The 24,597-nt window shown below is 71.6% G+C and carries 22 protein-coding genes; 13 read left to right on the top strand and 9 right to left on the bottom strand.

Going from position 1 to position 24,597, the window contains the following annotated elements:
* The first annotated feature begins 445 nt into the window (after window positions 1-445).
* The 4 genes from AWQ68_RS13775 to AWQ68_RS13760 all read left to right on the top strand — a co-directional run bounded on the left by AWQ68_RS13775 (window position 446) and on the right by AWQ68_RS13760 (window position 4,455).
* On the top strand, window positions 446-2,002 hold the full coding sequence (locus AWQ68_RS13775; RefSeq protein WP_066940130.1) for a trypsin-like serine peptidase: 1,557 nt from the start codon (window positions 446-448) through the stop codon (window positions 2,000-2,002).
* Window positions 2,003-2,152: 150 nt separating this feature from the next.
* Entirely contained in the window at window positions 2,153-2,584 is a 432-nt protein-coding gene (locus AWQ68_RS13770; RefSeq protein WP_066940127.1) for a hypothetical protein, read from the top strand.
* A gap of 42 nt (window positions 2,585-2,626) precedes the next feature.
* Complete coding sequence (locus AWQ68_RS13765; RefSeq protein WP_245655899.1) at window positions 2,627-3,109, top strand: SigE family RNA polymerase sigma factor; 483 nt, start codon at window positions 2,627-2,629, stop codon at window positions 3,107-3,109.
* Entirely contained in the window at window positions 3,106-4,455 is a 1,350-nt protein-coding gene (locus AWQ68_RS13760; protein WP_066940121.1) for a TolB-like translocation protein, read from the top strand. The genes AWQ68_RS13765 and AWQ68_RS13760 overlap by 4 nt, the downstream gene beginning before the upstream one ends.
* A gap of 15 nt (window positions 4,456-4,470) precedes the next feature.
* Here the strand turns inward: AWQ68_RS13760 and AWQ68_RS42425 are convergent, their stop codons facing one another.
* The 4 genes from AWQ68_RS42425 to AWQ68_RS13740 form a co-directional block, all read right to left on the bottom strand.
* Window positions 4,471-5,838: an AAA family ATPase gene (locus AWQ68_RS42425; protein WP_157545280.1), complete on the bottom strand. Its 1,368-nt coding sequence runs from the start codon at window positions 5,836-5,838 to the stop codon at window positions 4,471-4,473.
* Entirely contained in the window at window positions 5,835-7,280 is a 1,446-nt protein-coding gene (locus AWQ68_RS42420) for a hypothetical protein (RefSeq protein WP_066940118.1), read from the bottom strand. Before AWQ68_RS42420 ends, AWQ68_RS42425 begins: the two co-directional genes overlap by 4 nt.
* A gap of 106 nt (window positions 7,281-7,386) precedes the next feature.
* Window positions 7,387-8,517, bottom strand: a complete 1,131-nt coding sequence (locus tag AWQ68_RS13745) for a hypothetical protein (protein WP_066940308.1) — start codon at window positions 8,515-8,517, stop codon at window positions 7,387-7,389.
* A gap of 234 nt (window positions 8,518-8,751) precedes the next feature.
* A complete protein-coding gene (locus AWQ68_RS13740; protein ID WP_066940305.1) occupies window positions 8,752-10,494 on the bottom strand; it encodes a glycosyl hydrolase family 18 protein in 1,743 nt (580 codons plus the stop codon).
* A gap of 315 nt (window positions 10,495-10,809) precedes the next feature.
* Between AWQ68_RS13740 and AWQ68_RS13735 the strand changes: the two genes are divergently transcribed.
* Together AWQ68_RS13735 and AWQ68_RS13730 are read left to right on the top strand one after the other, a co-directional pair.
* On the top strand, window positions 10,810-11,679 hold the full coding sequence (locus AWQ68_RS13735; protein ID WP_066940114.1) for a LysR family transcriptional regulator: 870 nt from the start codon (window positions 10,810-10,812) through the stop codon (window positions 11,677-11,679).
* Window positions 11,680-11,802: 123 nt separating this feature from the next.
* Entirely contained in the window at window positions 11,803-12,999 is a 1,197-nt protein-coding gene (locus tag AWQ68_RS13730) for an MFS transporter (RefSeq protein ID WP_218006870.1), read from the top strand.
* Here AWQ68_RS13730 and AWQ68_RS13725 read toward each other — a convergent pair.
* Entirely contained in the window at window positions 12,974-13,432 is a 459-nt protein-coding gene (locus AWQ68_RS13725; RefSeq protein ID WP_174554105.1) for a GNAT family N-acetyltransferase, read from the bottom strand. The genes AWQ68_RS13730 and AWQ68_RS13725 overlap by 26 nt on opposite strands.
* 116 nt (window positions 13,433-13,548) lie before the next feature.
* Between AWQ68_RS13725 and AWQ68_RS13720 the strand changes: the two genes are divergently transcribed.
* The 3 genes from AWQ68_RS13720 (at window position 13,549) to AWQ68_RS13710 (ending at window position 16,087) form a co-directional block, all read left to right on the top strand.
* Window positions 13,549-14,559 carry an asparaginase gene (locus tag AWQ68_RS13720; RefSeq protein WP_066940107.1) on the top strand — a complete coding sequence of 337 codons (1,011 nt, stop codon included), beginning with the start codon at window positions 13,549-13,551 and terminating at the stop codon, window positions 14,557-14,559.
* Between the two features lie 48 nt (window positions 14,560-14,607).
* Window positions 14,608-15,486 carry a polysaccharide deacetylase family protein gene (locus AWQ68_RS13715; protein ID WP_066940104.1) on the top strand — a complete coding sequence of 293 codons (879 nt, stop codon included), beginning with the start codon at window positions 14,608-14,610 and terminating at the stop codon, window positions 15,484-15,486.
* A 208-nt stretch (window positions 15,487-15,694) separates the two neighbouring features.
* Window positions 15,695-16,087: an ASCH domain-containing protein gene (locus tag AWQ68_RS13710; protein WP_245655898.1), complete on the top strand. Its 393-nt coding sequence runs from the start codon at window positions 15,695-15,697 to the stop codon at window positions 16,085-16,087.
* Between the two features lie 61 nt (window positions 16,088-16,148).
* On the opposite strand, the gene AWQ68_RS13705 is transcribed toward AWQ68_RS13710, so the two are convergent.
* From AWQ68_RS13705 to AWQ68_RS13690, 4 genes are all read right to left on the bottom strand, one after another.
* Complete coding sequence (locus AWQ68_RS13705) at window positions 16,149-17,723, bottom strand: glycosyl hydrolase family 18 protein (RefSeq protein ID WP_066940098.1); 1,575 nt, start codon at window positions 17,721-17,723, stop codon at window positions 16,149-16,151.
* 318 nt (window positions 17,724-18,041) lie between these two features.
* Window positions 18,042-19,049, bottom strand: a complete 1,008-nt coding sequence (locus AWQ68_RS13700; protein WP_066940095.1) for a CU044_5270 family protein — start codon at window positions 19,047-19,049, stop codon at window positions 18,042-18,044.
* On the bottom strand, window positions 19,042-19,605 hold the full coding sequence (locus AWQ68_RS13695) for an RNA polymerase sigma factor (protein ID WP_066940092.1): 564 nt from the start codon (window positions 19,603-19,605) through the stop codon (window positions 19,042-19,044). Before AWQ68_RS13695 ends, AWQ68_RS13700 begins: the two co-directional genes overlap by 8 nt.
* A 385-nt stretch (window positions 19,606-19,990) precedes the next feature.
* Window positions 19,991-20,362: a DoxX family protein gene (locus AWQ68_RS13690; RefSeq protein ID WP_066940089.1), complete on the bottom strand. Its 372-nt coding sequence runs from the start codon at window positions 20,360-20,362 to the stop codon at window positions 19,991-19,993.
* Window positions 20,363-20,444: 82 nt separating this feature from the next.
* Here AWQ68_RS13690 and AWQ68_RS13685 point away from each other — a divergent pair, with 82 nt between their 5' ends.
* The 4 genes from AWQ68_RS13685 (at window position 20,445) to AWQ68_RS13670 (ending at window position 24,525) form a co-directional block, all read left to right on the top strand.
* Complete coding sequence (locus AWQ68_RS13685) at window positions 20,445-21,359, top strand: LysR family transcriptional regulator (RefSeq protein WP_066940087.1); 915 nt, start codon at window positions 20,445-20,447, stop codon at window positions 21,357-21,359.
* A 145-nt stretch (window positions 21,360-21,504) separates the two neighbouring features.
* Window positions 21,505-22,671 (top strand): serine hydrolase domain-containing protein, encoded by a 1,167-nt coding sequence (locus AWQ68_RS13680; protein WP_066940084.1) that lies wholly within the window; start codon window positions 21,505-21,507, stop codon window positions 22,669-22,671.
* Window positions 22,672-22,768: 97 nt separating this feature from the next.
* Window positions 22,769-23,869 carry a sensor histidine kinase gene (locus AWQ68_RS13675; protein ID WP_157545278.1) on the top strand — a complete coding sequence of 367 codons (1,101 nt, stop codon included), beginning with the start codon at window positions 22,769-22,771 and terminating at the stop codon, window positions 23,867-23,869.
* On the top strand, window positions 23,866-24,525 hold the full coding sequence (locus AWQ68_RS13670) for a response regulator transcription factor (RefSeq protein WP_066940078.1): 660 nt from the start codon (window positions 23,866-23,868) through the stop codon (window positions 24,523-24,525). Before AWQ68_RS13675 ends, AWQ68_RS13670 begins: the two co-directional genes overlap by 4 nt.
* Window positions 24,526-24,597 lie beyond the last annotated feature (72 nt).

Raw genomic sequence — 24,597 nt, 5'->3', positions numbered from 1 at the left:
AGGTGATCACGATAAGTCCGCATATCCGGTGGATTGTGGCGCCGCGGCGGCGGGGGGCGTCGCGACGGCCGCCTGTCGATCACAGGCGCGCCAGTTTCCGTGGGTCTCACTCAGCGGCTTTCATATGTGCGGGCCGCTTTAGACGGGCGAATGGCGAATCCGGTGCCGAGAATCTGATGTGATTCGCGTCACATTCTGAACATTCCCTGACAGCTCGCCGAACGGCGGGTCCAGGTGACCGGAAACCCGGGGTGACCTGGAGGCGCTCCGCGCCCCGAGGCCGCGTCCGCGCCTGATCACGAAAAGATAACGGCCATTTACCTGGGAAAACGCTGTGGATGACGACCCTTACGAACCCCCGGACCCCTCTGTAGTTTCTTGGCCTGTCCTTTACTGACGGATGGGGCGCAGGTGACGTCCCACGACAGCGCAAGGAGCATCCCCCTTGAAGCGCACCCTCGCCATCGGCGGAACCCTCGCCACCGCCGCCGGCCTCCTCGCTACCGCCATGGTGTCCACCCCGGCCCAGGCGGCGAACAACTACAAGGTCAAGGAGACCCTCGCCGGGACCTCCAACGTCGCCCAGCAGGTGGCGTTCTTCTGGTCGTCCAAGACACTGGAGGAGGCGACGCCGTACAACGTCGAGCCCGTCGTCTCGGCCAAGCACGTCTCCACCGGCGGCTTCGCCGGCAGCTCGAAGCCGGGTGTCGTCCCGGCCATCGGCGACGAGAAGAAGACCGTCTCGAAGTCGAAGAACGTCAACCTCCCGATGAACATCGGCAAGGTGTTCTTCCTCGGTGCCGACGGCAAGCCGCACTGGTGCACCGGCACCTCGGTGCAGTCCAAGTACCGCAACCTCGTCGCCACAGCCGGGCACTGCGCGTACGACACGAAGAGCAGCAAGGCCACGCTGGACAAGTGGATCTTCGTCCCCGGCTACTACAAGGGCAAGGCGCCCTGGGGCATCTACGTCGGCAAGCAGGCGTTCACGCACTACGACTTCGACGTGTACGAGGACGGCGACCGCGACTACGCGTTCGTCACCGTGTACAACGGCATCAACATCGGTGGCGACAAGGCGGTCGACAAGAAGGCCTACGACGCCTACACCGGTGACAAGCAGATCATCTCCCAGGAGGTGACCGCCGCGGAGTTCGCCGAGAAGTACACCGAGGACGGGCCGTACTGGAAGGAGACCGTCCCCGGCGGCACCGAGGTGGACCCGCCGGCCGACGCCTTCGCCAAGCGCTGGGAGTACATCAAGAAGGGCGTCGACGGCGTCAAGCTGACCGCCGACGAGGTCACCGGCGCCCAGTACAAGGCCGCCCCGAACGCCTCCACCGCCATGAAGAACGGCGAGAAGTGGGGCTTCCGCGGCGACGACTGGGTCCGCATCTCCCTGCGTGAGTACCACGAGCTGTCCAAGGCCAAGAAGGCCGGCACGTTCAAGGGTGACCTGCAGCTCAAGCGCGGCAAGCGCGTCGTCGAGGCGTTCAAGAAGCAGTACTTCGTGAAGAAGTGGGTCAAGGACGCCGCGGAGAAGTACTACAAGGACACCTACATCATCCGCGAGATCACCGACGCGGGCCGTCTGGGCGACCGGGTCGGCGGCCAGGGCTTCGCCTACAACCAGAAGCTCGGCAAGAACGTGTTCATGTTCGGCTACCCGAGCGGCTCCCACCCCGACGGCACCAAGCCGTTCACCGGCCAGGTGGCGAAGTGGAGCTACGGCAAGACCTTCGGCGCCACCGCGCCCTCGATGAAGGCCGAGGAGCTGCAGGGTCTGAAGTCCTCCTTCACCGGTGAGGGCTCCATGGGCTCGGCCTGGCTGCTCAACTACAGCAACGCCCGCCGCCTCGGCTACCTGAACGGCGTGACCATCGCCCTCGCCGACCGCGACAACAACCAGCGCATCGACACCAGCCTCTCGCCGTACTTCGACGGTGAGACCTACGGCGTGTACGCGCAGGCCGCGAACGTCTGGTCCGGCTCGATCCTTTAGCGGGACCAGCGACCGGGGAAACGAGAGGTCCGGCCTCTCTGGGGAACACCCTTGGTCGGGGCCCGGCGGTGACGCCGGGCCCCTCTCGTTTTTCTCACCCTTGTATGGCGAGGTTTGAGCCGATCGATCCTCCGGTACGTCCTAGGAAGTATGAGGATTTGGCGAATCACGCTTCTGGCGGCACTCGTCCTGATCGTGGGTGTCACGACCATCGCCCCCGAGTCGTCGGCGCAGGCGGCGGCCGCGCGGAAGAAAGTGCTGGTGCAGCTCCGCGAGCAGGGCGGCTTCGTGGGCTTCGACGACCGCGTCACCGTGTACACCGACGGATGCGTCCGGCTGAGCCGCCGCACCGGACCGGTCGTGCGGACGTGCCTCACCGACGCGGAGATGCGCGCGTTGCGCCGCGACCTCGCCCACCTGCGGCTCGGTGACTCCGAGCCCCAGCCGCCGGGCGCCGACTTCATCGGCTACACGCTGACCTACCGCGGCCACCGCGTTCTCCGCTACACGCTCCCCTCCTCCTGGACCCCGGTGGTGCGGCGGCTGGAGACGATCCTCCACAAGCACTGGACGCCGTCCTGACGGCGATGCAACGGATCCGGACGCTCGGACGTCCCTGGGATCGTGGACGACACCTTCGACGAATTCGTCCGGGCACGAAGCGGCGCTCTCTTCCGCTACGGCGTCGCGCTGACGGGCAACCCGCACGACGCGGCCGACCTCGTGCAGGAGGCGCTGCTGCGCCTCGGCGACGCCTGGCGGCGCGTCGTCCGTAAGGAAGACCCCGAAGGCTACGTCCGGACAGTGATGGCCCGCCAGCACATCAGCTGGTGGCGGCGCAGGCGGCGCGAGCACCTCGTGGCGGACACGCCCGAGCACGGCTACACCGACCCGCTGCTCGACGGCGATGCCGGACTGTGGAAGGAGCTCGCCGGGCTACCGCCGAAACAGCGAGCGGTGCTCGTGCTCCGTTACTACGAGGACCTCCCGGACGCCGAGATCGCGCGGATCCTCGGCATCTCCCAGGGCACCGTACGCAGCCAGGCCTCGCGCGCCCTCGACAAGCTGCGGATCCAGCGCCGCGCGATCCGGATGGAGGAAGTATGAGAACGGAAAACGATCTCGTCGAGGCGCTCAGGAACGCGGCGAACGGCGCCTCCGTCCCGGCCGACCTCGACCGGGGCGTCGCGGACCGCCGCAGGCGCAGGACGCGCCGCCGCCACCGGTCGCTCCTGGCCGCAGCCGGGGTCGTCGCCGTCGTCCTCGGCGGCACGGCCGTCGTACGCGGTGGCCACGTCGCGCGGAGCGCCGACCCGGTGGCGTCGGCCGCCGCGGGCGCGCCCGACGTCGCCGGCGCCGACAAGGAACCACGGGCCCGCGAGGTGTGGCCGGAGGCGGTCGCCACGTTTCCCAAGAAGGCCGCGGACGGCTTCAAATACCGGCCCGTCACCGCGCTCGGCCCCACGGAGATCCTGCTCACCGCCGAGGGGTCGTTCGAGAAGGCCGGCCGGCTGGAGGTCTACGACACGCGGACGCGGGCGTCCCGGGTGCTCGCCACGATGACCCCCGGCGGGAAGGGCTACTACGTGCAGGACGTCGAGCCGGGCCGCGACTACATCGCCTGGTACGGCACCACCCCGAACAACGGCCGGAAGTGGGCGGACTTCTGGGTCGTCCCCCGGCAGGGCGGAGAGCCGGTCCGGGTCGGCGAGGTGACCGGGGATCTGGCCCTGGTGGACCGGATCGGGGTCACCGGCGATCACATCGTCTGGTCGCCCCAGTCCGGTGGGGTGTACCGGATGCCGATCACCGGGGGGGAGCCCGAGAAGGTCGAGGGAACCGACGGGCTGTGGCTGGACTCCTGGCCGTGGGCGCGTGACGTGCCGGGCGACCCCTTCATTGACGATAAGTGGCGGAACGCCAACCAGGCCCTGCTGGTCGATCTGGAGAACGGCACGCGGCGGACGATCACCCCGCCTCCCGGCGTGACCGGCCTGCGCTGCTCCACCGAGTGGTGCCTCGGCGCGGTGGACGGGACGTCGGTCTCCATGCGAGTCGACGGCGCCGACGTCCGCCGCCTGACCGGGTTCTCGCACATGGGGGAGATCTACGGAGGCCGCTTCGCCGAGGTGAGCGGCAGCGTCCTGCTTCCCGTCCTCTACGACCTCGCCACGGGGAAGGCGGGCGCCATCGGCGCCGCCAGCGCGGACGGCCGCGGCGGCGGAGGATGGGGGCACGGCGTCTCGTCCTCGTCCACCCAGGTCTTCTACTGGAACGCCCAGGATGTCGAGACCAAGGAGACCTGTCGCGCGATGCCGGAACGGCAGCGCAAGGCCCTGGTCGCGGAAGGGGCCGCCCCCTCGCCGGGCGCCAAAACGTGCACCACGGAGACGGTCGAGCCGGGGGACGAGAACGAGATCCTCAACCTGGCCGCCGTCCCGCCCGCCGGCTGACACGGCGGGCTCCGCTCAGCCGGGCACGCGGTGGGCGGCGAGATGGGCGAGGACCGCCTGGTTGGCCTCCCAGCCGTCCGGGAACTTGACCGGCTCGTTCAGCCGTACCCGCCCGGTGCTCGGGTGGGCGTCCAGGAGCTCGGGGATCCCGGCGCGGGCCACGACGACGCAGGCGTGCCGGTGGCGCGAGGTCAGCACGCACAGGCGGCCCGACTCCAGGTGGAAGGCGGTGGCGTCGCGCCGCCCGGACAGCGGGTGCAGGACGATCGTCACGTCGTACTCCCGGCCCTGGAGCCGGTTGGCGGTGTCCACGGTGACGCCGTCCGGGACCCCGGCGGCCCGGATGGCGGCCACCTGGTCGTTGTGCGCGGCGCCGATGGCGATGCGCGCGGCGTCCACGCGATGCGAGCCGTGCTCGTCGTGCGCGACCGCGCCGCGCTCCACCAGCCGGGTCGCCAGCCCGGCGCACGCCCGCACCGCGTCGGCGTCGGTCCGTATCGTATGGCGGCTGGGCAGCTCGTGCAGCGCCCAGCCGGTCGCCGCGGCCTCCTCAAGAGCGCGGTCCCAGGCGGCGGGGGTCCCGGTGACGGGCGATCCGGGGCCGGCGAGTTCGAGGACCCGCTCGCCCGGCCCGGTGCCCGACCGGAACGGCGTGAACGGATAGAACGCCTCCGAGACGAGCGGGGCGGCCGAGGCCGGAAGCCGCCAGGAGACGGGCAGCCGGTGGACCGGCAGGTCGTTGAGCCGGGCGGTGACGGCCACCGCGCTCTGCAGGGGATCCCAGGCGAGGCCCGCCCAGCGCTCGGTCTCCACCACGGAGAACGGGTCGAGCTGGCCGGGGTCGCCGACGAAGAGCGCCCGCTCGAACAGCGCGGCGATGGCCAGCAGCTTGTCCGAGCGCATCTGGTACGCCTCGTCGATGATCGCCCACTGCCAGGTCTGGCCGGCCACGTAGGCCCACTTGTCCGCGGTGGCGAGGACCACCGAGCAGGAGGCCACGTCGTCGATCTTCTTGGACGCCCGGACGCCGGGGTGCCGGGCCACCCGCTCGGGCACCTGGAAGCCGTCCTTGTGCAGGCGGCCGATCGTGAGCGACGGGTTGCGCGTGGCGATCTTGTCGGCCAGGTCGTCCACCTGCTCGTTGGTCTGCGCCACGATCATCAGGCGCTCGCCGGCTCGGGCAAGCTCCAGCGTGGCGGCCACGACCAGGGTGGACTTGCCCGCCCCCGGTGGCGAGTCGACGATGACGCCCCGGTGCGCGCCGCCGGTGAAGTCGGCGAGGATCGCGGCGGTGGCGCGGGCCGCCGCCTCCGCCGGGCCGCCCTCCGGCCAGGGGTCGGCGGGTGCGGGGCCGAGCGGGTCGGGGAAGGGGGCGACGGTCACGACCAGTCCTCCTCGGCGTCCTCGTCTGTCGGCTCGTACGCGGCGGGCGGCCCGCCGTGCGTCCAGGGCGTCTCCTCCGCGGCCGGGAAGCCGGGCCGGATCCGTCCGCCGAGGTCCAACTCGGTGAAGCAGACCGCGTCGCCGACGCCCGGCACGCCCGCGCCCTTGGCGAGCTGGTCGTTGAGCTGCACCACGACGAGGCCGCCGTCGCTCTCGACGATCTCGCCCGACTGCCTGCGCCGGTGCGCGGAGAACACCTTCTTGCCCGGCGCGAGCCGTACCGGGTCGGCGGTGCGGACGGTGACCAGCGGTCGCGACACCGGCTTCTTCCCTCCGGGCAGCAGGATCGTCCGCTCCCTGTCCACGTGGACCACCTCGCCGGCGAACGCCTTGCCGGTCGCGCGATGCTCGGCCATCACCAACGGGTCGTCGTAGGCGCGCTGCGCGTCGTACGACTGCCGCGCCGACTCCATGTCCCAGAGCCGCGCGGCGGCGGATCCGGCCCGGTCGCGGCGGCCCCGGGGAGGGCCGCCCTCGGCCAGGCGGGCGACCTCCCGGGTGTACCGGTCCCGGTCCATGGCCCACCGCTCGCCGACGCTCGCCGCCTCGGGCAGGCCGCGCAGCAGCTCGACGGCCCGCCACATGAGCCGCCAGGTCGGCTCCAACTGGCCGCGCAGGGCCTCGCGGACCGGCTCCGGCGAGCCGGACGCGTCGTACGCGTCGATCGCCGGCCGCAGCACCCGCGCGTCGAAGCCCGGATCGGTGTCCGGACCGGCCGGAGGCCACAGGACGGGGTCCTCCGCGGCGGCGGCCGCCTCCTGCCCGGTGCGGCCGGGCGGCGGACAGACCCACGCCAGCAGCGTGGCCAGGTTCGCGTCCTCCATCGGGCTCTGCCCGGTCGCCCAGTGCAGGGAGAGCGCCTCGGTCATCGGGACCAGCGCCGACGACCCGGCGAACTCGGTCCGCTCGTACAGGTAGGTCAGCCATTGGCCGAGGACGGGCACGGCGGGATCGACCGGGTAGGGGCCGTCGGGGCGGCGGAACCGGGTGGAGCGGCCCAGCAGCCGGACGAACTCGACCGCGCCCCGTCCCGGCACGATGACCTGCGGCGCGTCCAGATAACGCTCGCGCTCGTTCTTCCCCGGGACCGTCTCGGTCGCCGCGGCCCGGCCCTCGATGTACGGAAGCATGATCCGGGCCAGCTCGGCCATGAAGGCGAACCGCAGGTCGCGGTTGCGCGGCTGCGGGACGACCAGCAGGTGGGGGCGGGCCGGGTCGTTGCCCACCATCGCGCCCAGCGGCGCGGCGGCCTCACCCGCGAGCCTGAGCGGGATGAAGACCAGGGGGTCGGCCGCCAGGTGCAGGTGCCGCACGGTCGCGATCGGCTGCGCCCGGCCTTCGCGGACGGCCAGCGCGCGGGCGTAGGACGTCACGACGCTCACCGCCCCTCCTCGCCGACGCTCGCCGGGCCCGTGAGCAGGCCGCGGCGCCTGTCGGTTCCCTCGCTTCGCTCGCTGCTGTGCTTCTCGGTTCGCTCGCTTCGCTCGTTCACGCGACGACCGCCTCGGCCGTGGCGTGTGCGCGATAGATCGCATGGACGTGGTGGAGCTGCTCGGCTATCTCGGCGTGCTCCGACGAGGCGCGGCGGTCGCCGGCGGCGAGATCGAGCACCGCGTCCACCGAGTCGAGGCCGCCGAGGTCGTCGCGGGTGACCCGGCCGAGGACCTCCAGCGAGCCGCACCCGCGGGCGTCGGAGCGGCAGAAGTACGCCATCTCGCAGGTGGACAGGCACTCGGGCGCGTACCTGGCCTCGACCGTGCGGACCGCCCGGGCCAGCTCGGCGGGCGACTGCTCCAGGCTGAACGTGAGGTCGGACGGCAGCCGGTCGAGGATCCGGTCGATGCGGGTGAGCCGCGACAGTTGCCGCCTGAGCGCGGCGAGCTGCAGGCGCACGTCGAGCAGGGTCGCGGTGGGGTGGTTGGCGAAGTCCTTGGGACACACCAGCACGACCTCGTGCGACACCAGCCCGGGGTCGATGCCCTCGGCCGCGAACATCGCCTTCAACGCGTACACGTAGACGGCGGAGAGCCGGGAGGCGGCGGCGACCTGCGCCGAGTCGGCGGCGCCGTCGATGACGGCGAACGACTTGATCTCGACGATGTGGAACCGGCCCCCGGCCTGGACGGCGAGGACGGCCGGATCCAGGTAGACCTCGTGGCCCGCGACCGGCAGCGTGAGCAGCGGGTGGTCGACCAGCGTGCCGTCGCCGGAGCCGTCCCGGACGGCGCTCTCGGCGGCCAGGCGCAGTTCCTTGCGGGTGCGGGCATGCCGCAGCTCGCGGGTGGCCTGGCCGCCCGCCTGCGGGACGTCGACGTACGCGATCGCGGGGATCGGCAGGCCGAGCGTCTCGCGCAGCAGCCGCAGCAGGTGCGCGCAGCGGTCGGCCTTCACCAGCTCCTCGAAGGACCTCGCCCGGGCCAGGGCGAACGGCGACTGCCCGAAGGGGGCGGGGTGGCCGAGGTGGACGGCGGTGTCCCGCTTGCTGATCCCGGCCGCGTCGAGCACCGCCCGCCGGTCGCACCCGGGGTTGCCGGCCAGGGCGGCGACGGTGCGGGCGTTGTGGTCGACGGGCGCGGCGCCGCCTCGCAGGGCGTCGAGCCGCTCGGTGGACGTGCTCACTCGGTCCTCGCGGTCGTTTCTCGAGTCGGTCCGTACGGCGGGGTCGTGCGGGCCCGTAAGGAAGCCCATATGGAGGCCGTACCGGGTGGTCGTTGGGGCGGCAGCCTAACAGCGGCGACCGTCAAAACCTCGCCGCACGCATGAGGCCGCCGTACCCCGCGGGTACGGCGGCCTCGATGTGGACCGGCCGAGAAACGTGGACCGGCCGAGAAACGTGGACCGGCCGAGAGACGGTCAGGTGATGGAGAAGTCGTCCGCGTAGACGTCGCCCTGGCCGTACCAGCCGTTGACGTAGACGGTCACCGTGCCGGACGCGCCGGTGGTGAAGGGCACGGACAGCTCCTTCCAGCCGCTCGACGACGTCCAGGTGCTGCCGGTGGCGCCGCCGGAGACGCCGACGAAGGCGTAGTTCCCCTGCACCCACGCCTTGAGCGTGTAGCTGTGGTTGGGCGCGAGCGTCACCGACTGCGTGCACTGCCCGGTCTGGCTCGCGCTGGGCGAGACCCGCAGCGCGTGCGCGCCGGAGTGGACCGGGGAGCCGACGACCGCGCCGCCGTTCTGGCAGGTCCACGGGCTGAGCGCGCCCGACTCGAAGCCGGGGTTGCCCATCGTGGTGCCGCCGGATCCGTTGATCGTCAGGGTGTAGGTCGCGGTGTGGCTGCCCGCGGGCGAGGTGCCGCTGACGGTGATCGAATAGCTGCCGGGCTGGGCCGCCGAGGTGGTGGCCAGCGTCAGCGTCGAGCTGCCGCCGGTCGTGACCGAGGGCGGGCTGAGGGTCGCGGTCACCCCGGAGGGCGCGCCGGTCGCGGACAGCGTGACCGTCTGCGCGTTCCCGCCGGTCAGCGCGGTGCTGACGGTCGCGGTCGCGGCGGCGCCGGGATCGACGGAGCCGGACGCCGGCGAGACGGCGAGCGAGAAGTCGTCGCTCGGGGGCTGGCCGCCGCCGGAGAACGGCGCGAACGTCTGGCTGAAGTACCAGGTGCTCTGCGGGATGCCCGAGCAACTGTCGGAGCCGGGGACGTTGGGGCAGTCGCCGTTGTCGCGCTGGAGCGCCCAGAACGAGATCATGGCGAGGCCCTTGGACGTCGCCCAGTTGAGCACGGGCACCGCGTCCGCGGTGGTGAACGTCTCGGCGGGGCCGTAGTCGTCGATGCCGATCATCTCGGTGACACCGATCATGTTCCAGATCTGCGCCGACGTCTTGTCCGGATACAGCGCCGCGAGCTGGTCGTGCAGCCCGGTCGCCGCGGTCTGGGTGTCGTTCGCCATGTTGTGGTTCGCGCCGTCGTAGTAGTCGAACGTCATGATGTTGACGACGTCGACCTTGGCGTTGTTGGTCTTGGCGTTCCGCAGCACGGCCAGGCCGCTGTCGGCGAGACCGTGCGTGGTCGTCGGCAGCGTGTACGAGAACTGGACCGCCTTCCCGTTGGCCGCGGCCCAGTCCTGGGTCAGCTTGATCGCCTTGTTGCGGCGGTCGATCCCGGCGCTGTTGTCCAGCGAGTTGTCCTCGATGTCGAGGTCGATCCGGGTGACGCCGTACGTGTTGATCACGTTCTGGAAGACGGCGGCGATCGAGTTGACGTTCGTGCAGCTGTCGGCGATCTCGGTGCCGGTGTTGGTGGCGGTGTAGCCGCCGAAGGACGGGATGACGTCGCCGCCCGCGTTCCGCATCTTGGTGATGGACGCGCCGAAGGTCGAGGCCGCGATCGGCATGTCGGTGTCGCCGTTCCAGTAGGCCGTGCACGACCCGCGGGTCGCGGCCTGGAGGAACGCCATGGTCAGGTACTTGGCCCCGGACTGCTCGGAGAGCGTCGCCGGGTCCTCGCCCGTCCACGCCTCGAAGTACGGGGCGAACACGTGCGGGGGAAGGGCGGCCGACGCCTGCGCGGTGGCGGGCGGGGTCGCGGTGAGGGTGAGCGTCGCGGCGGCGGTGGCGAAAAACGCCAGCGTCGCGCGCAGCAGCGTGCGTGGTCGCATGAAGGTCTCCTGCACCAGGAGCGATCGGAGCCGTCGGGCGCCGATCGTGGGGGGTGATGGTGCACCGGCCTCGTCGCCGGTGGGCTTTCCTCGCACACGGATCCGCGTTCCTCTATGGTCGAGATCGGTACCCTATCTGTCAAGTTTCTTAACAGATAACCGCGCCAGCAGCGCCGACGGCTCTGCCTGTCCGGCAGGTCGGCGGCGGATCCCGGTGTCGGCCGGGCCCCTCGCCCTCGTACGGTGGAGGCCCGGCCGCGTGACGCGGGGCGAGGGCCAGGGTGTCGGACGCCGAGGCGAGCGGTGGAGGGTCTCATGGAGCTGCGGCAGGTGGAGCACTTCCTGGCCGTCACCGACCACCTGAGTTTCACCAGGGCCGCCGAGACCGTCGGCCTGTCGCAGTCGGCGCTCAGCTCGTCCATCCGCAGCCTGGAGCGGGAGCTGGGCGGCGAGCTGTTCAGCCGCAGTACGCGGCGGGTCGCGCTCACCGTAGCGGGAGAGGCGCTGCTGCCCCTGGCCCGCCAGCTCGTCAACCAGGCCAGGAGGGCGAAGGAAGCGGTGGTCGCCGTCTCCGAGCTGACCGGCGGACGGCTCGCCGTCGGCACGGTGCAGACGCTCTCCTCGGTGGATCTGCCCGCGCTCCTCGCCGGCTTCCGGCGCGCCCACCCCGGCGTGCAGATCACGCTCGTCGAGGCGCCCACGGCGCGACTTCTCGACCAGGTCCGCGCGGGAGACCTCCACCTGGCGTACCTGGCCAGGGACGCGACGCCGCTGCCGCCGGACGTGCTGGTCGTCGAGGAGCGCGTCGAGGAGCTGGTGCTGATCACCGCACCCGGGCACCGGCTCGCGACGGCCGGCCGGGTCGTTCTCGCCGACCTGCACGCCGAGCCGTTCGTGGACTTCCAGGCGGGGATGGGCCTGCAGACCGTGGTGCGCGAGCTGTGCGCGCGAGAGGGGCTGGCCCGCGTCATCAGTTGCCGGGTCAGCCAGATGGACCAGCTCCTGGCCCTCGTCGGGCACGGGCTCGGGGTCGCGATCGTGCCCGAGCCGGTCGCGCAGCGCGGCGGCCTGCCGATCGCCCGGCTCGGCGACCCCGCCCCCACGCGCACGATCGCACTCGTGACCCGGCCGCCGGTCAACCCCGCCGCGCGCGCCTTCCTGGCCGAGCTGGCGCGTACGCGCTGACGCCGAGATTAAGCGCTTCTACCGATCAGTGCGACAAGAAAGATGCGTTGGACAGCTTAATCGGCCCCGTCTGAAGATGGAGCGATGCGAAGCTCGACGTCAGACGCGGGAAACGATCGGCGGATGGACCGGGGTCTGGTGCTGGTCATGGCGCTGGCCTCCGGCATGGTGGTGGCGAACAGTTACTACGCCCAGCCGCTCGTCGGAGCGATCGCCGCCGCATTCGGCGCGTCCACGACCAGCGTCGGGCTGGTCGTCACGGCCAGCCAGGTCGGCTACGCGGTGGGGCTGGCGCTCCTGGTGCCACTCGGCGACCTGGTCGAGCGGCGCCGCCTGCTGGTCGCCATCCTCGCCGCGACCACGCTGTCGCTGGCCGGGATGGCCCTCGCGCCGAGCTGGCCCGTCCTCGGCGTGGCCGCCCTGCTCGTCGGCGTCACCTCCGTGGTCGGCCAGGTGCTGGTGCCGTTCGCCGCGACGCTCGCCCGGCCCGACGAGCGCGGGCGGGTCATCGGAAGTGTCATGACCGGGCTGCTCCTCGGCATCCTGCTGTCCCGCACGGTGGCCGGCCTGGTCGCCGAGGTGGCCGGATGGCGGGCGGTGTTCTGGCTGGCCGCCGCGCTCATGGTGGCGACCTCGCTGCTGCTGTACCGCAGGCTGCCGGTGGTCGCGCCGAGCACCCGGCTCGGCTATCGCGCCCTGCTGCGCTCGGTCGTGCGGCTGGTCGCCGAGGAGCCGGTGCTGCGGCTGCGCATGGCCTACGGCGCGTTGACGTACGCGTCGTTCGGCGTGTTCTGGACCAGCGTCGGCTTCCTGCTCGCCGGGCCCGGTTACGGGTGGAGCGACGCGCAGATCGGTCTGTTCACCCTCGTCGGCGTGGCCGGGGCGCTCGCCGCGCGGTTCGCGGGGACCCTGGCCGACCGCGGCCACGCCCGGACCCAGACCGGCGCGTTCGTCGCGGCGACGGCGGTGAGCTTCGTGTTGCTCGCGCTGGGTCGGACGAGCGTGGCCGCGCTGGCCGCGGGGGTGGCGCTGCTCGACCTCGGGATCCAGGGCACCCACATCAGCAACCAGAGCCTGTTCTATCCGCTGCGTCCGGAGGCGCGCAGCCGGCTGAACACCGCCTACATGACGAGCTATTTCGCGGCCGGGTCGCTGGGCAGCGGCCTTTCCGCAATCGTCTACTCCGCCTACGGCTGGACCGCGGTCTGCGTGCTCGGCGCGCTCTTCCCGGTCGCGGGAACGCTGCTGTGGGCCGGCGAGACGGTCTCCCGCTCCCGCGCGCGGCGGTGCGAGGTCACGTCCTGTCCAGCACGAACATGATGTGCTCGTTCTCGCCGTGCATGATCGTGCCGGACGACCGGAAGCCGCACTTCTCCAGCAGCCGCACCGAGCCGGTGTTCCCCTTGTAGGGGTCCGCGTACAGCGGGCGGACCTGCTCCAGCTCCAGGAAGAGCGTCAGGGAAGTGGTGCCGACGCCGCGGCCCCAGAACGGGCGACCGAAGACATACCCGATGAAGCGCCGGTCCTCCTCCCACCAGGCCACGATGTTGCCCGCCGTCTCGCCGTTCACGGTGACCGTGCGGATCAGGATGGTGGGGTCGCCCAGGACCCTGGTGTGCCAGTGGGTCATGAACCTGTCCCGCTCGCGGGGTGGGAACTTCGACCGCCGCACTGTCTCGGGGTCGTGCTCGTGCTGGAAGAACAGCTCCAGGTCCGCTTCCTCGACGGCTCTCAGCCGCACGTCGTCGTCCACGGGAGGAGTTTTGCAGCGGGCACCGACAATTCCGTGCCGCGTCGGGAAGCGGGGCCTGTCATGCTCGCCCCGTCCCTGGGTAGGGGCCGACCACGCGCCGACAACGGGGGGCCGGCATGACCAGGGACGACGGACTCGACGGCGCGCCCGCGGCCGTCGCGCGCGTCGTCGTGATCGCGACCGGCGGGACCATCGCCTCAATCAGCGACCCCGGCGGCGCGGCGGTGGCGCGCAGAACCGCCGCGCAGCTCCTCGGCTCCGCCGGTTACGGAGACGTCGAGGTCGAGGGGCGCGATGTGCTCAACCTCGGCTCCTACCTCTTCGGCCACCGGGAGCTGCGCGTCATCGCCGAAGCCGTGGCGGCCGCGCTGGCCCGCGACGAGGTGACCGGCGTCGTGGTGAGCCACGGCACCGACACCATGGAGGAGACGGCGTTCCTCCTGGACCTCGTCCACGACGGCGACAAACCCGTCGTCCTCACCGGCGCGCAGCGGGCCGCCGACCAGCCCGACAGCGACGGGCCACGCAACCTCCGGGAGGCCATAGCCGTCGCCGCGTCCCCCGGGGCGCGCGGGTGCGGCGCGGTCATCTCGTTCGCCGGGCGGATCTTCTCCCCCGGGCGCACCCGCAAGCACCACACCGTCGCGGCCGAGCCGTACCGGACCGCGGATGGCGGGCCGATCGGGCGGATCGGCGCGTCCGGGGTCGTGATCACGGCGCTGCCGGTGCGCCCGGCGCCGCTCGCCCGGCCCGGTCCGCGCTTCGACGGCACCCGGGTGGACATCGTGACCGTCCACCCCGGGGCCGACGCGGCGCTCGCGCGGGCCGCCGTCCGCACCGGCGCCGAGGCGGTCGTGCTCGCCGGGACCGGCGTCGGCAACGCCAACCACGCGCTGCTGGAGTGGGTGTCCGAGGCGGTGGCGGCGGGAACCGTCGTGGGGCTGTCCACCCGCGTGGCCGAGGGGCCGGTCGTGCCCACGTACGGCAACGCCGGAGGGGCGGACCTGGTGCGGGCCGGCGCGCTCAGCATGGGCGCGCTGCCCCTCTACCACGCGAGGCTGCTGCTGGCGCTGCTGATCTCCGAGGGCGTCGCCGTCACCGAGCCGACCATCGCGCCGTACGTCTGACCCCCGTCACATCACGTCCGTGAACGAAGCCTGGAGAGAGGACGCGCCGTGGCCAAGGAAATCTTCGTGGCGTTCGGGATCGACGTCGACGCCGTCGGCGGCTGGCTCGGCTCCTACGGGGGCGAGAACTCGCCGTGCGACATCTCGCGCGGCGTCTTCGCCGGAGAGGTGGGCGTTCCCCGGCTCAACACCCTGCTGGAGAAGTACGACCTGCCGGCGACCTGGTTCTGGCCCGGCCACTCCATAGAGACCTTTCCGGAGCAGTTCGACCAGGTCGTGGCTGCCGGGCACGAGATCGGGCTGCACGGATACAGCCACGAGAACCCGATCGCGATGAGCCGCGAGCAGGAGTCGGCGATCCTCGACCACTGCGTCGAGCTCATCGAGACGCGCGCCGGCCGGCGCCCCACCGGGTACGTCGCCCCCTGGTGGGAGTTCTCGCCGGTCACCAACGAGCTGCTGCTCGAACGCGGCATCAAGTACGACCACTCGCTCATGCACCGCGACTTCGAGCCCTACTACGTCCGGGTCGGGGACACCTGGACGGCGATCGACTACGCCAAGGACGCCCGCGCGTGGATGAAGCCGCTCGTGCGCGGACAGGAGACCGACCTCGTCGAGATCCCGGCGAGCTGGTACCTCGACGACCTCCCGCCGATGATGTTCATCAAGGCCAGCCCGAACAGCCACGGGTTCGTCAACCCCCGCGACATCGAGCAGATGTGGCGGGATCAGTTCACCTGGGTCCACCGCGAGTCGGAGTACGCCGTCTTCCCGATGACGATCCACCCGGACGTCTCCGGCCGCCCGCAGGTCCTGCTCATGCTGGAGCGCCTCATCGAGCACATCAGCGGGCACGAGGGCGTCCGGTGGGCCACGTTCGACGCCATCGCGGACGACTTCCGGACGCGCCGCCCCCGGACGTAGACGCGAGCACGCCCGCGGCCGGATCGCGGCACGGATTCCCCCCGGGCCGAGCTGAAAAAAGATCGTCAGGCATCGTGGCCGGTCAGTACTGTGACCGCATCAGCCGCCTGACATTCGACCGCCACCGCGACGAGATGGTCCGGCGGACCGATCTGGAGCTCACGCAGCGGAGAGAGGCGGAGAGGCGATGTGGCCGAGAGTCGACGGGATGCGTTCGCTTGAGCTGGGGACCCCGGGGGCGGTGCGGCGCGAGCTGAACGCCCTCGTCCTGGCCGGGACGAAGACCGCCACGACTGGCCTGCTGGTCGAGGACTACACGAAGGAGACCGAGGGCCTGGAGTATCCCGGCGAGCGCCTGGCGCTCCTGGACGACGAGGGCCGCTCCATCGCCACCGTCGAGGTCACCGGCGTGGAGGTGACAACCTTCGTGGAGGTGACGTGGGAGCACGCCAGAGCCGAGGGCGAGGGCGACGCCTCCCTTGAGGAGTGGCGCGACGTCCATCGCCGCTACTGGGATGGGGTCGGCGCGCCGGTCGACGATCGGACCGCCGTCGTCTGCCTGGCCTTCCGGGTCGTGGAGATCTCGCGGCCACACGGCTGACCGGGGCTCAGACGCGTAAGGGGCCGCTCCCGGGCGGACGGGAGCGGCCCCCGCGTACGGGTCAGCGACCCTGCAGTGCCTTGACGTTGTCGCCGAAGGTCCAGCCCTTCGACCCGTCCCAGTTGATGGACCAGGTCATCAGGCCCTTGAGGTTGCCGCTGAAGGCGTTCCAGCTCTGGCTCACCAGCGAGGGCGCCATGTACCCGCCACCGGCTCCGGGCTGGGCGGGCAGGCCGGGGACCTGCTTGTCGTACGGGACCCGGATGGTGGTGCCCTGGATGACGAGACCCTTGTCCAGGCAGGTGGTCTGGGCGGTGAAGCCCTGCACGGTGCCCGCGGAGTAGGAGTCGCCGGAGCAGCCGTACATGCTGCCGTTGTAGTACTGCATGTTCAGCCACCAGAGGCGGCCGTTGTCGACGTACTTCTTGATGATCGGCAGGTACGCGCCCCAGATGGAGCCGTAGGTGACGCTGCCGCCGGTCACGTACGCCGTCTCGGGCGCCATGGTGAGGCCGAAGTTCGAGGGCATCTGGGCGAGCACGCCGTCGATGATCCGGATGAGGTTGGACTGCGACGCCGAGAGCTGGTTGATGTTGCCGCTGCCGCTCAGGCCGGTCTCGATGTCGATGTCGATGCCGTCGAAGTTGTACTGCTTGAGGATCGGCACGACGGTCGCGACGAAGCGGTCGGCGACCGTGCTGGAGCTGAGGTCGATGCCGGCGGCCGCCCCGCCGATGGACATCAGGATCGTCGCGCCGGCGGCCTTGGCCTGGCACATCTCGGCGGGAGTCGCGACCTTGACGGTGGAGTCCATGCCGTCCTCCCACAGGACGGTGCCGTCAGAGCGGATGACCGGGAACGCCGCGTTGATGACGTTGTAGCCGTGCGCCTGGATGCGCGAGTCGGTGATCGGGATCCAGCCGAGCGGCGGGTGCACGCCGTTCGACGCGCCGTCCCAGTTCTCCCAGTACCCCTGCACGACCTTGCCGGTCGGCCGGGACTTCACCGGGCACGTCGTTCCCGTGGGTGACGTCGAGGGCGAGGCCGACGGAGACGGAGAGGCGGACGGAGAGGCCGACGGAGACGGCGACGCCGAGGACGAGGGTGAGGCGGAGGGGGACGCCGAGGCGGACGGCGAAGGAGACGGGCCACCCGGGCCGTCGAAGTTCACGTCATCGGCGTAGTAGGTGCCCTGGCCGTACCAGCCGTGCAGGTAGATGACGGCGGAGGTCTGCCCGGCCGCGGTGGTGAAGGAGACGGTGAGCTGCGTGTACGCCGAGGGCGACGAGGTCCAGGTGGACCCGCCGCCGTTCACGCCCAGGTAGACGTAGCTGCCGCGGACCCAGGCGGACAGGGTGTACGCGGTGCTCGGCCGGACGGACACGGACTGGCTGCACTGGGCGGTGTCGGACGCGCTCGCCGCGCCGGCCAGCGCCTTGGTGCCGGAGTGGACCGGGGAGCCGACCACCGATCCGAGCCCGCCGGTGCAGGACCAGGGGGAGAGGGTTCCGGTCTCGAAGTCCGGATTAACGAGCAGGTTGGCCGCGCTGGCCGAGGTCTGGGTGACGAGGGCACCCAGGGCCGCGAGCAGGAGTGCCACCGCCAGCGTCAGCAGGCGCGGTGTTCGGTTTCGCATGGGGGTTCTCCCGAACCAGGAGCGATCGGAGCCGTCGCGCCGATCGAGGGGGGTGAGGGCACGGGTGAGTGGCGCGCGCCGGCGACGTCGTCGGCGGATTTCCTCGTCGGCGAGCTGCTGGATGGGGGGAACGGATCCGCGCTTACATCGTCGGGATCGAGCCCCTCATCTGTCAAGTTTCTTAACTGATAACTCGCCTACCGGCCAGAACACCCTCCCGCGAAGGCCTCAAGGGCGCCCCGAGCCCGCGCGAGCACCATCAATCATCACGGTGCCGAGCCCGCGCGAGCGGAGCGAGCGCAAATAGACACGGCAGTGTCAGGGGAGCCGGCCGGGGGCGTCGACGATCCTCGTGTTCACCAGGGCGGTGGCCGACAGCGTTCGGCCCTGCGGCACGCCCTTGAGATCGGAGAAGAGGCGGTTGTACGCCGCCGCGTCGGCGAGCACGCTGCGCGAGCCCAGGGGGGCGTACGTCTGCCGGTCGAAGATGATTTCCTGGCGGACACCTTCGCGGAAGGTGAGGGCCACGGCGACGCCGTGCCGCCCGGCGGCGTCGATCGAGTCCTCGACCAAAGTGATGCCCTTGATCTTCTTGGCCGCCTGGAACAGCGCGGCCCGCAGCGAAGGCGGCAGGTAGCTTTCCGCCACCATCCCACTGATCCCGTCGAAGACCTGCTCGTCGGCGCTCCGGTCACGAGCCGGATCGGAGCTGTGCTGCGCCGGATACCTCCGCTGGAGTTGTGCGAGCAACTCGTCGGGATCCCGGGAGAGCCGGTCGAGCGCGGCGTAGTTGTTCTGGACGTCCAGGGGCCCACCACCCGGCTGCCTGAGCACCGTGGTGCTCCACGCGCCGGTGGTGGATCCGCCGCCGGCGGTCCTCCGCTCCCGCAGCAGTCCCTCGCGCTTGCCGTCCACGGGGAGCCAGATCATCCGCCGCATGCCCTGCCACTTGGGCGTCTGCCCGGGGCCGGACACATAGTCGCCGCTCTGTGACTCCGCGAAGACGTACTGATCGGCTCGGGGACGCGGGTCGTCCTGCTGACGGGCGGCCGTGGCGGCCCGGTCCAGCACCTGGACCGCGCCGGCCGGTACGGCGTTCAGCGTGCTCACCCGAGTGTCGTCATTGATCACCTGGACGACGACGAGGCCGACGCAGGCCGCCAGGCCGAGGGCGCCGATCCCCAGGGAGAGCCGGCCGAGGCGGGGTACGCGGAGACGACGGGACCGCGAATGTGCCGCGAGCCGTTCCCGCGCCGCGCGGACCGTGGCGGGCGAAGGCGCCGGCTGGGCGTCGTGGTGGTCGCGCAGCATGGTCATCTCATCCATGGATGTTCATCTCCTTACCGAGGGTCGTGCGGAGTCGTTTCCTGGCGCGGTTGAGCCGCGAGCCGACGGTTCCGGCCGGAATGCCGAGGGCGCGGGCCACCTCGTCGTACGTGAGCTGGCCGCATGCGACGAGGAGGAGCACGTCCCGGTCGTGCTTGGACAGGTCGGCCAGCGCGGCGGCCAGCCGTGGCTGCATGCGTTCGGCGCTGACCCGTTCGGCGATCTTCTCGTCGTGGGAGTCGCCGTCGTCACGGACGTCCATCCGCGCCATCGCCCGGTACCGGCGCACCTCGGACCGTCGATGACGGCCGATGAGGTTGGTGGCGATGCCGAAAAGCCAGGCGCTCGCCTCCGGCCGTGTCAGGTCATATCGCCGACGCTGGTCGAAAGCGGCCAGGAAGGTGTCCGCGGCGACATCATCGGCGGCGCTCGGCCCGAGCCGGGAGGACACGTACCGGTGGATCCGCGCGTAGTACCGATCGAAGATCAGCGAGAACAGTTCGGGCTCGTGCCGGGATCGCTCGATCACCTCCGCGTCGGTGGGATCAGCGGTCATCCGCGCGCTCCCGGGCACGGACGGCGGTGCGACAGTCATGCATTAGGCGCCTTTCGTGGGGCTACGAGGTCACCCGTCATTGCCCGCACCCGGACTTCGTCTTCACACTGATCTTCCCGGGCAGGCGTACGACCCGGTCCAGTGGCGTTTCGCAGCTGATCGTGGCCAGTGGTTTCCCCACCACCGCGGACGGCGTCGAACAGACTCTGATCGGCGCATGCGGGATCACGAGCTGATTGGCGACGGGCCTCGTCAGGGCGGGTCGCCCGCTTGGCGGCCGAGCCGCATGGTCGCCAGGCGGCCCGGCCATCTGGTCTTCCTGACCTCGCTCGCCGGCAACTCAAATACGAGAGGAGTGTCTGCGGCGGAGGTCGCCCATGCGGGTTCAGAGCGGCCAGGAGACGAGGCGTCCCCACGCGACGACCGCGGCGATGACGATCACGACGATGTTCCCCGCGATCAGGTGCGCCTCTCCCCGCACCAGGTGCGTGACGGTGGCTCCGACCATGAGGATCGCGAGGCCGATCGCCGCGATCGGCGTCAGCACGGGTGCGATCCGGGTGATCCCGGGAAGGACGAGGCCCGCCGCGCCGAGGATCTCCAGGCTTCCGATGCCGATGACCTGGAGCCGGGAGAAGTCCTCCACCCACGGCATCAGCCCGGTCAGGGCGTCGAGCGGCCTGGCGATCTTGAGACCGCCGGCGGCGAGGAACAGCGCGGCCAGCAGGGCCTGAAACACCCACAAGACGATAGACATGGCTCTAGTCCACAGGGACGCCGACATGTTGGTCCAAGACATGTTTCCGCACGTCCGATAGGCCGCGCCTATCATTGCCGGAATGGGGTGGGACCTGCGCCGGCTGCGCTATTTCCAGGCGGTGGCCGAGGAGCTGCACTTCGGCCGGGCGGCCCGCAGGCTGCACATCGCCCAGCCATCGCTGAGCCAGCAAATCAAGGCCCTGGAGAAGGAGGTCGGCGCCTCCCTCCTGGAGCGCACCTCGCGCGGCCTGCGGTTGACCCCGGCGGGGGTGGCGACGCTCGACGCGGCGCGTGACCTGCTCGCCCGTTCCGAACGGACCCTGCGTGACATCCGCGACCTCGCCGCCGGCTACCGGCCCGCGCTCAGGATCGGGCTGTCCAACGGGATCGGCCCCGACCTGCTCGGGCGGGTCCGCGCCGCCGCCGACGCCGCCGGCGTGGAAGCCGCCTTCCATGACGCCACCTGCGCGGAGCAGCCGGAGCTGCTCTCCCGGGGCGAGCTGGACCTCGGCCTCCTCCTCGAACCCGTGGAGGTCGGGGAGCTGCGCCTGTTGCGTCTGGCCGACGAGCCGCTCGGTGTGATCGGCGGGCGGCGGCGCCCGCTGCCCGACGGACTGCCCGACGGACTGTCCGCGGACGACCTCGCCGGTCGCCGCCTGCTCTGGTTCGACCGTGAGGAGGCCCCCGGCTATCACGACCACGTGCTGGAGACCTGCGCCGCGGCAGGGTGGCGGCCCGAGGTCCAGGTGTGCCACAGCCGGCGGCTCAGTGCCGTCGTCCACCTGCTCACTGCCGACCCGGACCTCATCTCGCTGGTGCCCGCCGCCAAGGCGACCCATCCCGAGCTGGTCTGGCGTCCGCTCGCGGGTGCTCCGCGGCATCGCGTCGCGCTGGCCTGGCGCGACGGCGACGGTAGGGAGGCGGTTGCGCGGCTGCACGCAGAACTGGCCTCGCACGTCGGGGGCCGGACGGCCGAGGACGGCCGAATCGGATGACGGCGGCGGCCGATCACCTACTTCCGTAGGTCCGCAGGTTCCTGCTTTCCCCGCTGGGGCGGCCGGATGATCGCGAACGAGACTGGCACGGTCCTCAGGGCGCGCGGCCAGGCCGCGGCCCCAATCAACGGATCTGGGAGATCACATGCCGATCGTTCACCGCCGCCGCGCCCGCGCCGCCCTGCTCGCGGCCCTCATCTTGCCGGTCGCGCTCGCGTCGGCCACCCCGGCCTTCGCGGCCCCGGCCGCCGGAGGCGACGTCGAGCTGCGCCAGGCGTTGGAGCAGGTCGTCGCGCGGGGGTCCGTCGGCGCGTTCGCGGACGTCCGTGACGAGAACGGCCATTGGGCCGAACGCGCGGGCACGGCGCGGCTGGGCGGGACGCAGCCGGTGCCGCACGACCCCAACTTCAGGATGGGCAGCACCACCAAGAGCTTCGTCGCCACTGTGGTGCTGCAGCTCGTGGGTGAGGGCAGGCTCTCGCTGGAGGACCCGGTCGAGCGCTGGCTGCCCGGCGTGGTCCCGAACGGGGACGGCGTCACGGTGCGGCAGCTGCTCAACCACACCAGCGGCCTGTACGACTACTCGCAGGACAAGGATGTGCCGCTGTACGGGGAGGAGTTCCTGCGCAACCGGTACCGCACCTACACCGCCGAGGAACTGGTGCGCCTCGCGCTGCGCAACCCGCCCTACTTCGCCCCCGGCAAGGGGTGGCGCTACTCCAACACGAACTACTTCCTGGCCGGAATGATCATCAAGAAGGTCACCGGTAGCTCCTACGGCGAGGAGATCACCCGCCGGATCCTGCGCCCGCTGGGGTTGGGGCGTACCGTCGTGCCCGGCACGTCGCCGGCGATCCCCGGCCGCCACGCCCACGGCTACATGCCGCTCTCGATGGAGCCCGGCGCGACGATGGCGGACGTCACGCGGTTCAACCCCTCCGTCGCCGGGGCGGCGGGAGAGATGATCTCGTCCGCCGGCGACATTCAGCGGTTCTTCGCCGCACTGCTCCAGGGCAAGCTGTTGCGCCCGGCGCAGCTCGCCGAGATGACCCGTACGGTGGACATCTCCCACGACACCGGCGTTCCCGGCCTCGGGTACGGCCTGGGCCTGGAGGTCAGGCGGCTGAGCTGCGGCGTGGACAGCCTGGCGCACGGCGGCAGCAGCCCCGGCTTCCACACGTACGTGGGGAACACCCGCGACGGCCGCCGCCAGGTGGTGCTGTCGGTGACCGGCATGAACAAGGACGAGAGCAGAGCGGCCGCCGTCGCGCTGGTGGACACGCTGCTGTGCGGGAAGAACGGGCGCTCCTGACCGTTCGTATGGAACGCGTACCGCACATACCCACGAAAGTAGGTATTCGCCCGACTAGTCGCGCTACCTGGGCAAATGTCGGGATACGGTGTGCGGCGTGCGGGGGTTCGGGATGTCGGCGTGGGGGTGGGAGCTGCTGCTCGGGATCGGAGTGGCGACGCTCGGCACGTTCGGGAGCGCGGTGACCACCCCCGGGCGCATCGCCGTCGAGGCGGCGTGCGGCCTCGCCCTGGTGCTGCGGCGGCGTCACCCCGTGCCGGTGGCGGTCGGGGTCGCCGCCGCGAGCCTGCTGGGCGGTGTTCCGTTCGCGCTGCCGTTCGCCGCCTACGCCCTCGCCGTACGGGTGCGTGACTCACGGGTGTTGTGGGCGGTGGCGGTGCCGGCGATCGCGGTGGCGGCCGGCCCCGGCAGGCCAGAAGGGTGGCCGGCCGTCGCGCCGCCGCGACTCGTGGTCGAGGCCGCGGTCATCGTCTGCGCCCCGCTGCTGCTCGGCCTGTACGTGCGGACCCGGCGGGACCTCGCCGAGCGGGAGGCGCGCGGGCAGGTGGAGCGCGCCCGCACCGAGGAACGCGCGCGGCTCGCCCGCGAGATGCACGACGTGGTGACCCACCGGGTCAGCCTGATGGTGCTCCAGGCCGGCACCCTGCGGATGCGGGCGGAGGCGGTCCGGGGCGAGGAGGTGCGGGCGGCCGCCGAGCAGATCCGCGCGACCGGGGTGCAGGCCCTGGACGAGCTGCGGGCGGTCGTCGGAGTCCTGCGGGCGGGCGACCCCGTCGAGGCGGCCCCGCTGTCGCCGCAGCCGGACCTGCCCGACCTGGACGCACTGGTACGTGAGAGCCGCTCCGTCGGCGTCCCCGTCGAGCTGGTCGTCAGGGGAGAGGCGCCGGAGCTGCCGCCCCCGCTCAGCAGGACCGCTTACCGGATCGTGCAGGAGGCCCTGACGAACGCGCGCAAGCACGCACCCGGCGCCTCTGTCGCGGTCGAGGTGGACTACGGCCCCGAACGGGTCGGCGTCCGGGTGCGCAACACCCCTCCTCGGGCGGGCCGCCCGGCCGACCCGCTGCCCGGCGGCGGCAGCGGCCTGCTCGGCCTGCGTGAGCGGGTCGCCCTGGTCGGCGGCGCCCTGTGGGCCGGTCCGACCGCCGAGGGCGGTTTCGAGGTACGCGCCGAGCTGCCGGTCACGGCGGTCGCGTCATGATCCGCGTCATGGTCGTGGACGACGAGCGCATGGTCTGCGCCTACCTGTCCGCTCTGCTGGCGACGGCGGGCGACATCGAGGTGGCCGCCCAGGCGTACGACGGGGCCGAGGCGGTCGAGAAGGCCATGGCCCACCGGGTGGACGTCGTGCTCCTCGACGTGCGGATGCCGGTGGTGGACGGGCTGGCCGCCGCCGAACGGCTGGCCCGGCTGCCGGACCCGCCCAAGGTCGTCATGCTGACCACCTTCGACCTGGAGGAGTACGTCCACCGGGCGCTGCGGGCGCACGCCGTCGGCTTCCTGCTCAAGGAGGCCGACCCGGAGGTCATCGTCGCGGCCGTACGGGCGGCGGCCACGGGAGGCGCGATGCTCGCACCGTCGGTGACCCGGCGGCTCCTGGCCGAGTTCACCCGTACAGAGGTGGCCGCCCGTCACGAGGCGCGGCGCGCGGTGGCGGCGCTCACCACGAGGGAGCAGGACGTTCTGGCCGGTCTGGGCGAGGGCCTGTCCAACGCGGAGATCGCCGCTCGGCTGTACCTGGAGGAGACGACGATCAAGGGGTACGTCTCGCGGGTGCTGACCAAGTTGGACTGCGCCAACCGCACACAGGCCGCGTTGGTCGCGCACGACGCGGGCCTCGTCGCCCGCCGCGGGTGAGGGGGGGCGCCCCGGGGGTGGCACTGTGCGGGACCGGGTGATCCCGGCGCCGAACGCCGCGGTGTTCGTGGT

The organism is Microtetraspora fusca (assembly GCF_001570365.1).
In the GTDB taxonomy this organism is placed as follows: Bacteria; Actinomycetota; Actinomycetes; order Streptosporangiales; family Streptosporangiaceae; genus Microtetraspora; species Microtetraspora fusca.
This window is presented reverse-complemented; position numbering and strand designations above follow the sequence as displayed.

Excerpts from the sequence above, each read along its gene's own strand:
- AWQ68_RS13770 (WP_066940127.1), top strand. The coding sequence starts at position 2,153 with ATGAGGATTTGGCGAATCACGCTTCTGGCGGCACTCGTCCTGATCGTG.
- AWQ68_RS13760 (WP_066940121.1), top strand. The coding sequence starts at position 3,106 with ATGAGAACGGAAAACGATCTCGTCGAGGCGCTCAGGAACGCGGCGAAC.
- AWQ68_RS13740 (WP_066940305.1), bottom strand. The coding sequence starts at position 10,494 with ATGCGACCACGCACGCTGCTGCGCGCGACGCTGGCGTTTTTCGCCACC.
- AWQ68_RS13735 (WP_066940114.1), top strand. The coding sequence starts at position 10,810 with ATGGAGCTGCGGCAGGTGGAGCACTTCCTGGCCGTCACCGACCACCTG.
- AWQ68_RS13730 (WP_218006870.1), top strand. The coding sequence starts at position 11,803 with ATGGACCGGGGTCTGGTGCTGGTCATGGCGCTGGCCTCCGGCATGGTG.
- AWQ68_RS13720 (WP_066940107.1), top strand. The coding sequence starts at position 13,549 with ATGACCAGGGACGACGGACTCGACGGCGCGCCCGCGGCCGTCGCGCGC.
- AWQ68_RS13710 (WP_245655898.1), top strand. The coding sequence starts at position 15,695 with ATGCGTTCGCTTGAGCTGGGGACCCCGGGGGCGGTGCGGCGCGAGCTG.
- AWQ68_RS13705 (WP_066940098.1), bottom strand. The coding sequence starts at position 17,723 with ATGCGAAACCGAACACCGCGCCTGCTGACGCTGGCGGTGGCACTCCTG.
- AWQ68_RS13700 (WP_066940095.1), bottom strand. The coding sequence starts at position 19,049 with ATGGATGAGATGACCATGCTGCGCGACCACCACGACGCCCAGCCGGCG.
- AWQ68_RS13695 (WP_066940092.1), bottom strand. The coding sequence starts at position 19,605 with ATGACCGCTGATCCCACCGACGCGGAGGTGATCGAGCGATCCCGGCAC.
- AWQ68_RS13690 (WP_066940089.1), bottom strand. The coding sequence starts at position 20,362 with ATGTCTATCGTCTTGTGGGTGTTTCAGGCCCTGCTGGCCGCGCTGTTC.
- AWQ68_RS13685 (WP_066940087.1), top strand. The coding sequence starts at position 20,445 with ATGGGGTGGGACCTGCGCCGGCTGCGCTATTTCCAGGCGGTGGCCGAG.
- AWQ68_RS13680 (WP_066940084.1), top strand. The coding sequence starts at position 21,505 with ATGCCGATCGTTCACCGCCGCCGCGCCCGCGCCGCCCTGCTCGCGGCC.
- AWQ68_RS13670 (WP_066940078.1), top strand. The coding sequence starts at position 23,866 with ATGATCCGCGTCATGGTCGTGGACGACGAGCGCATGGTCTGCGCCTAC.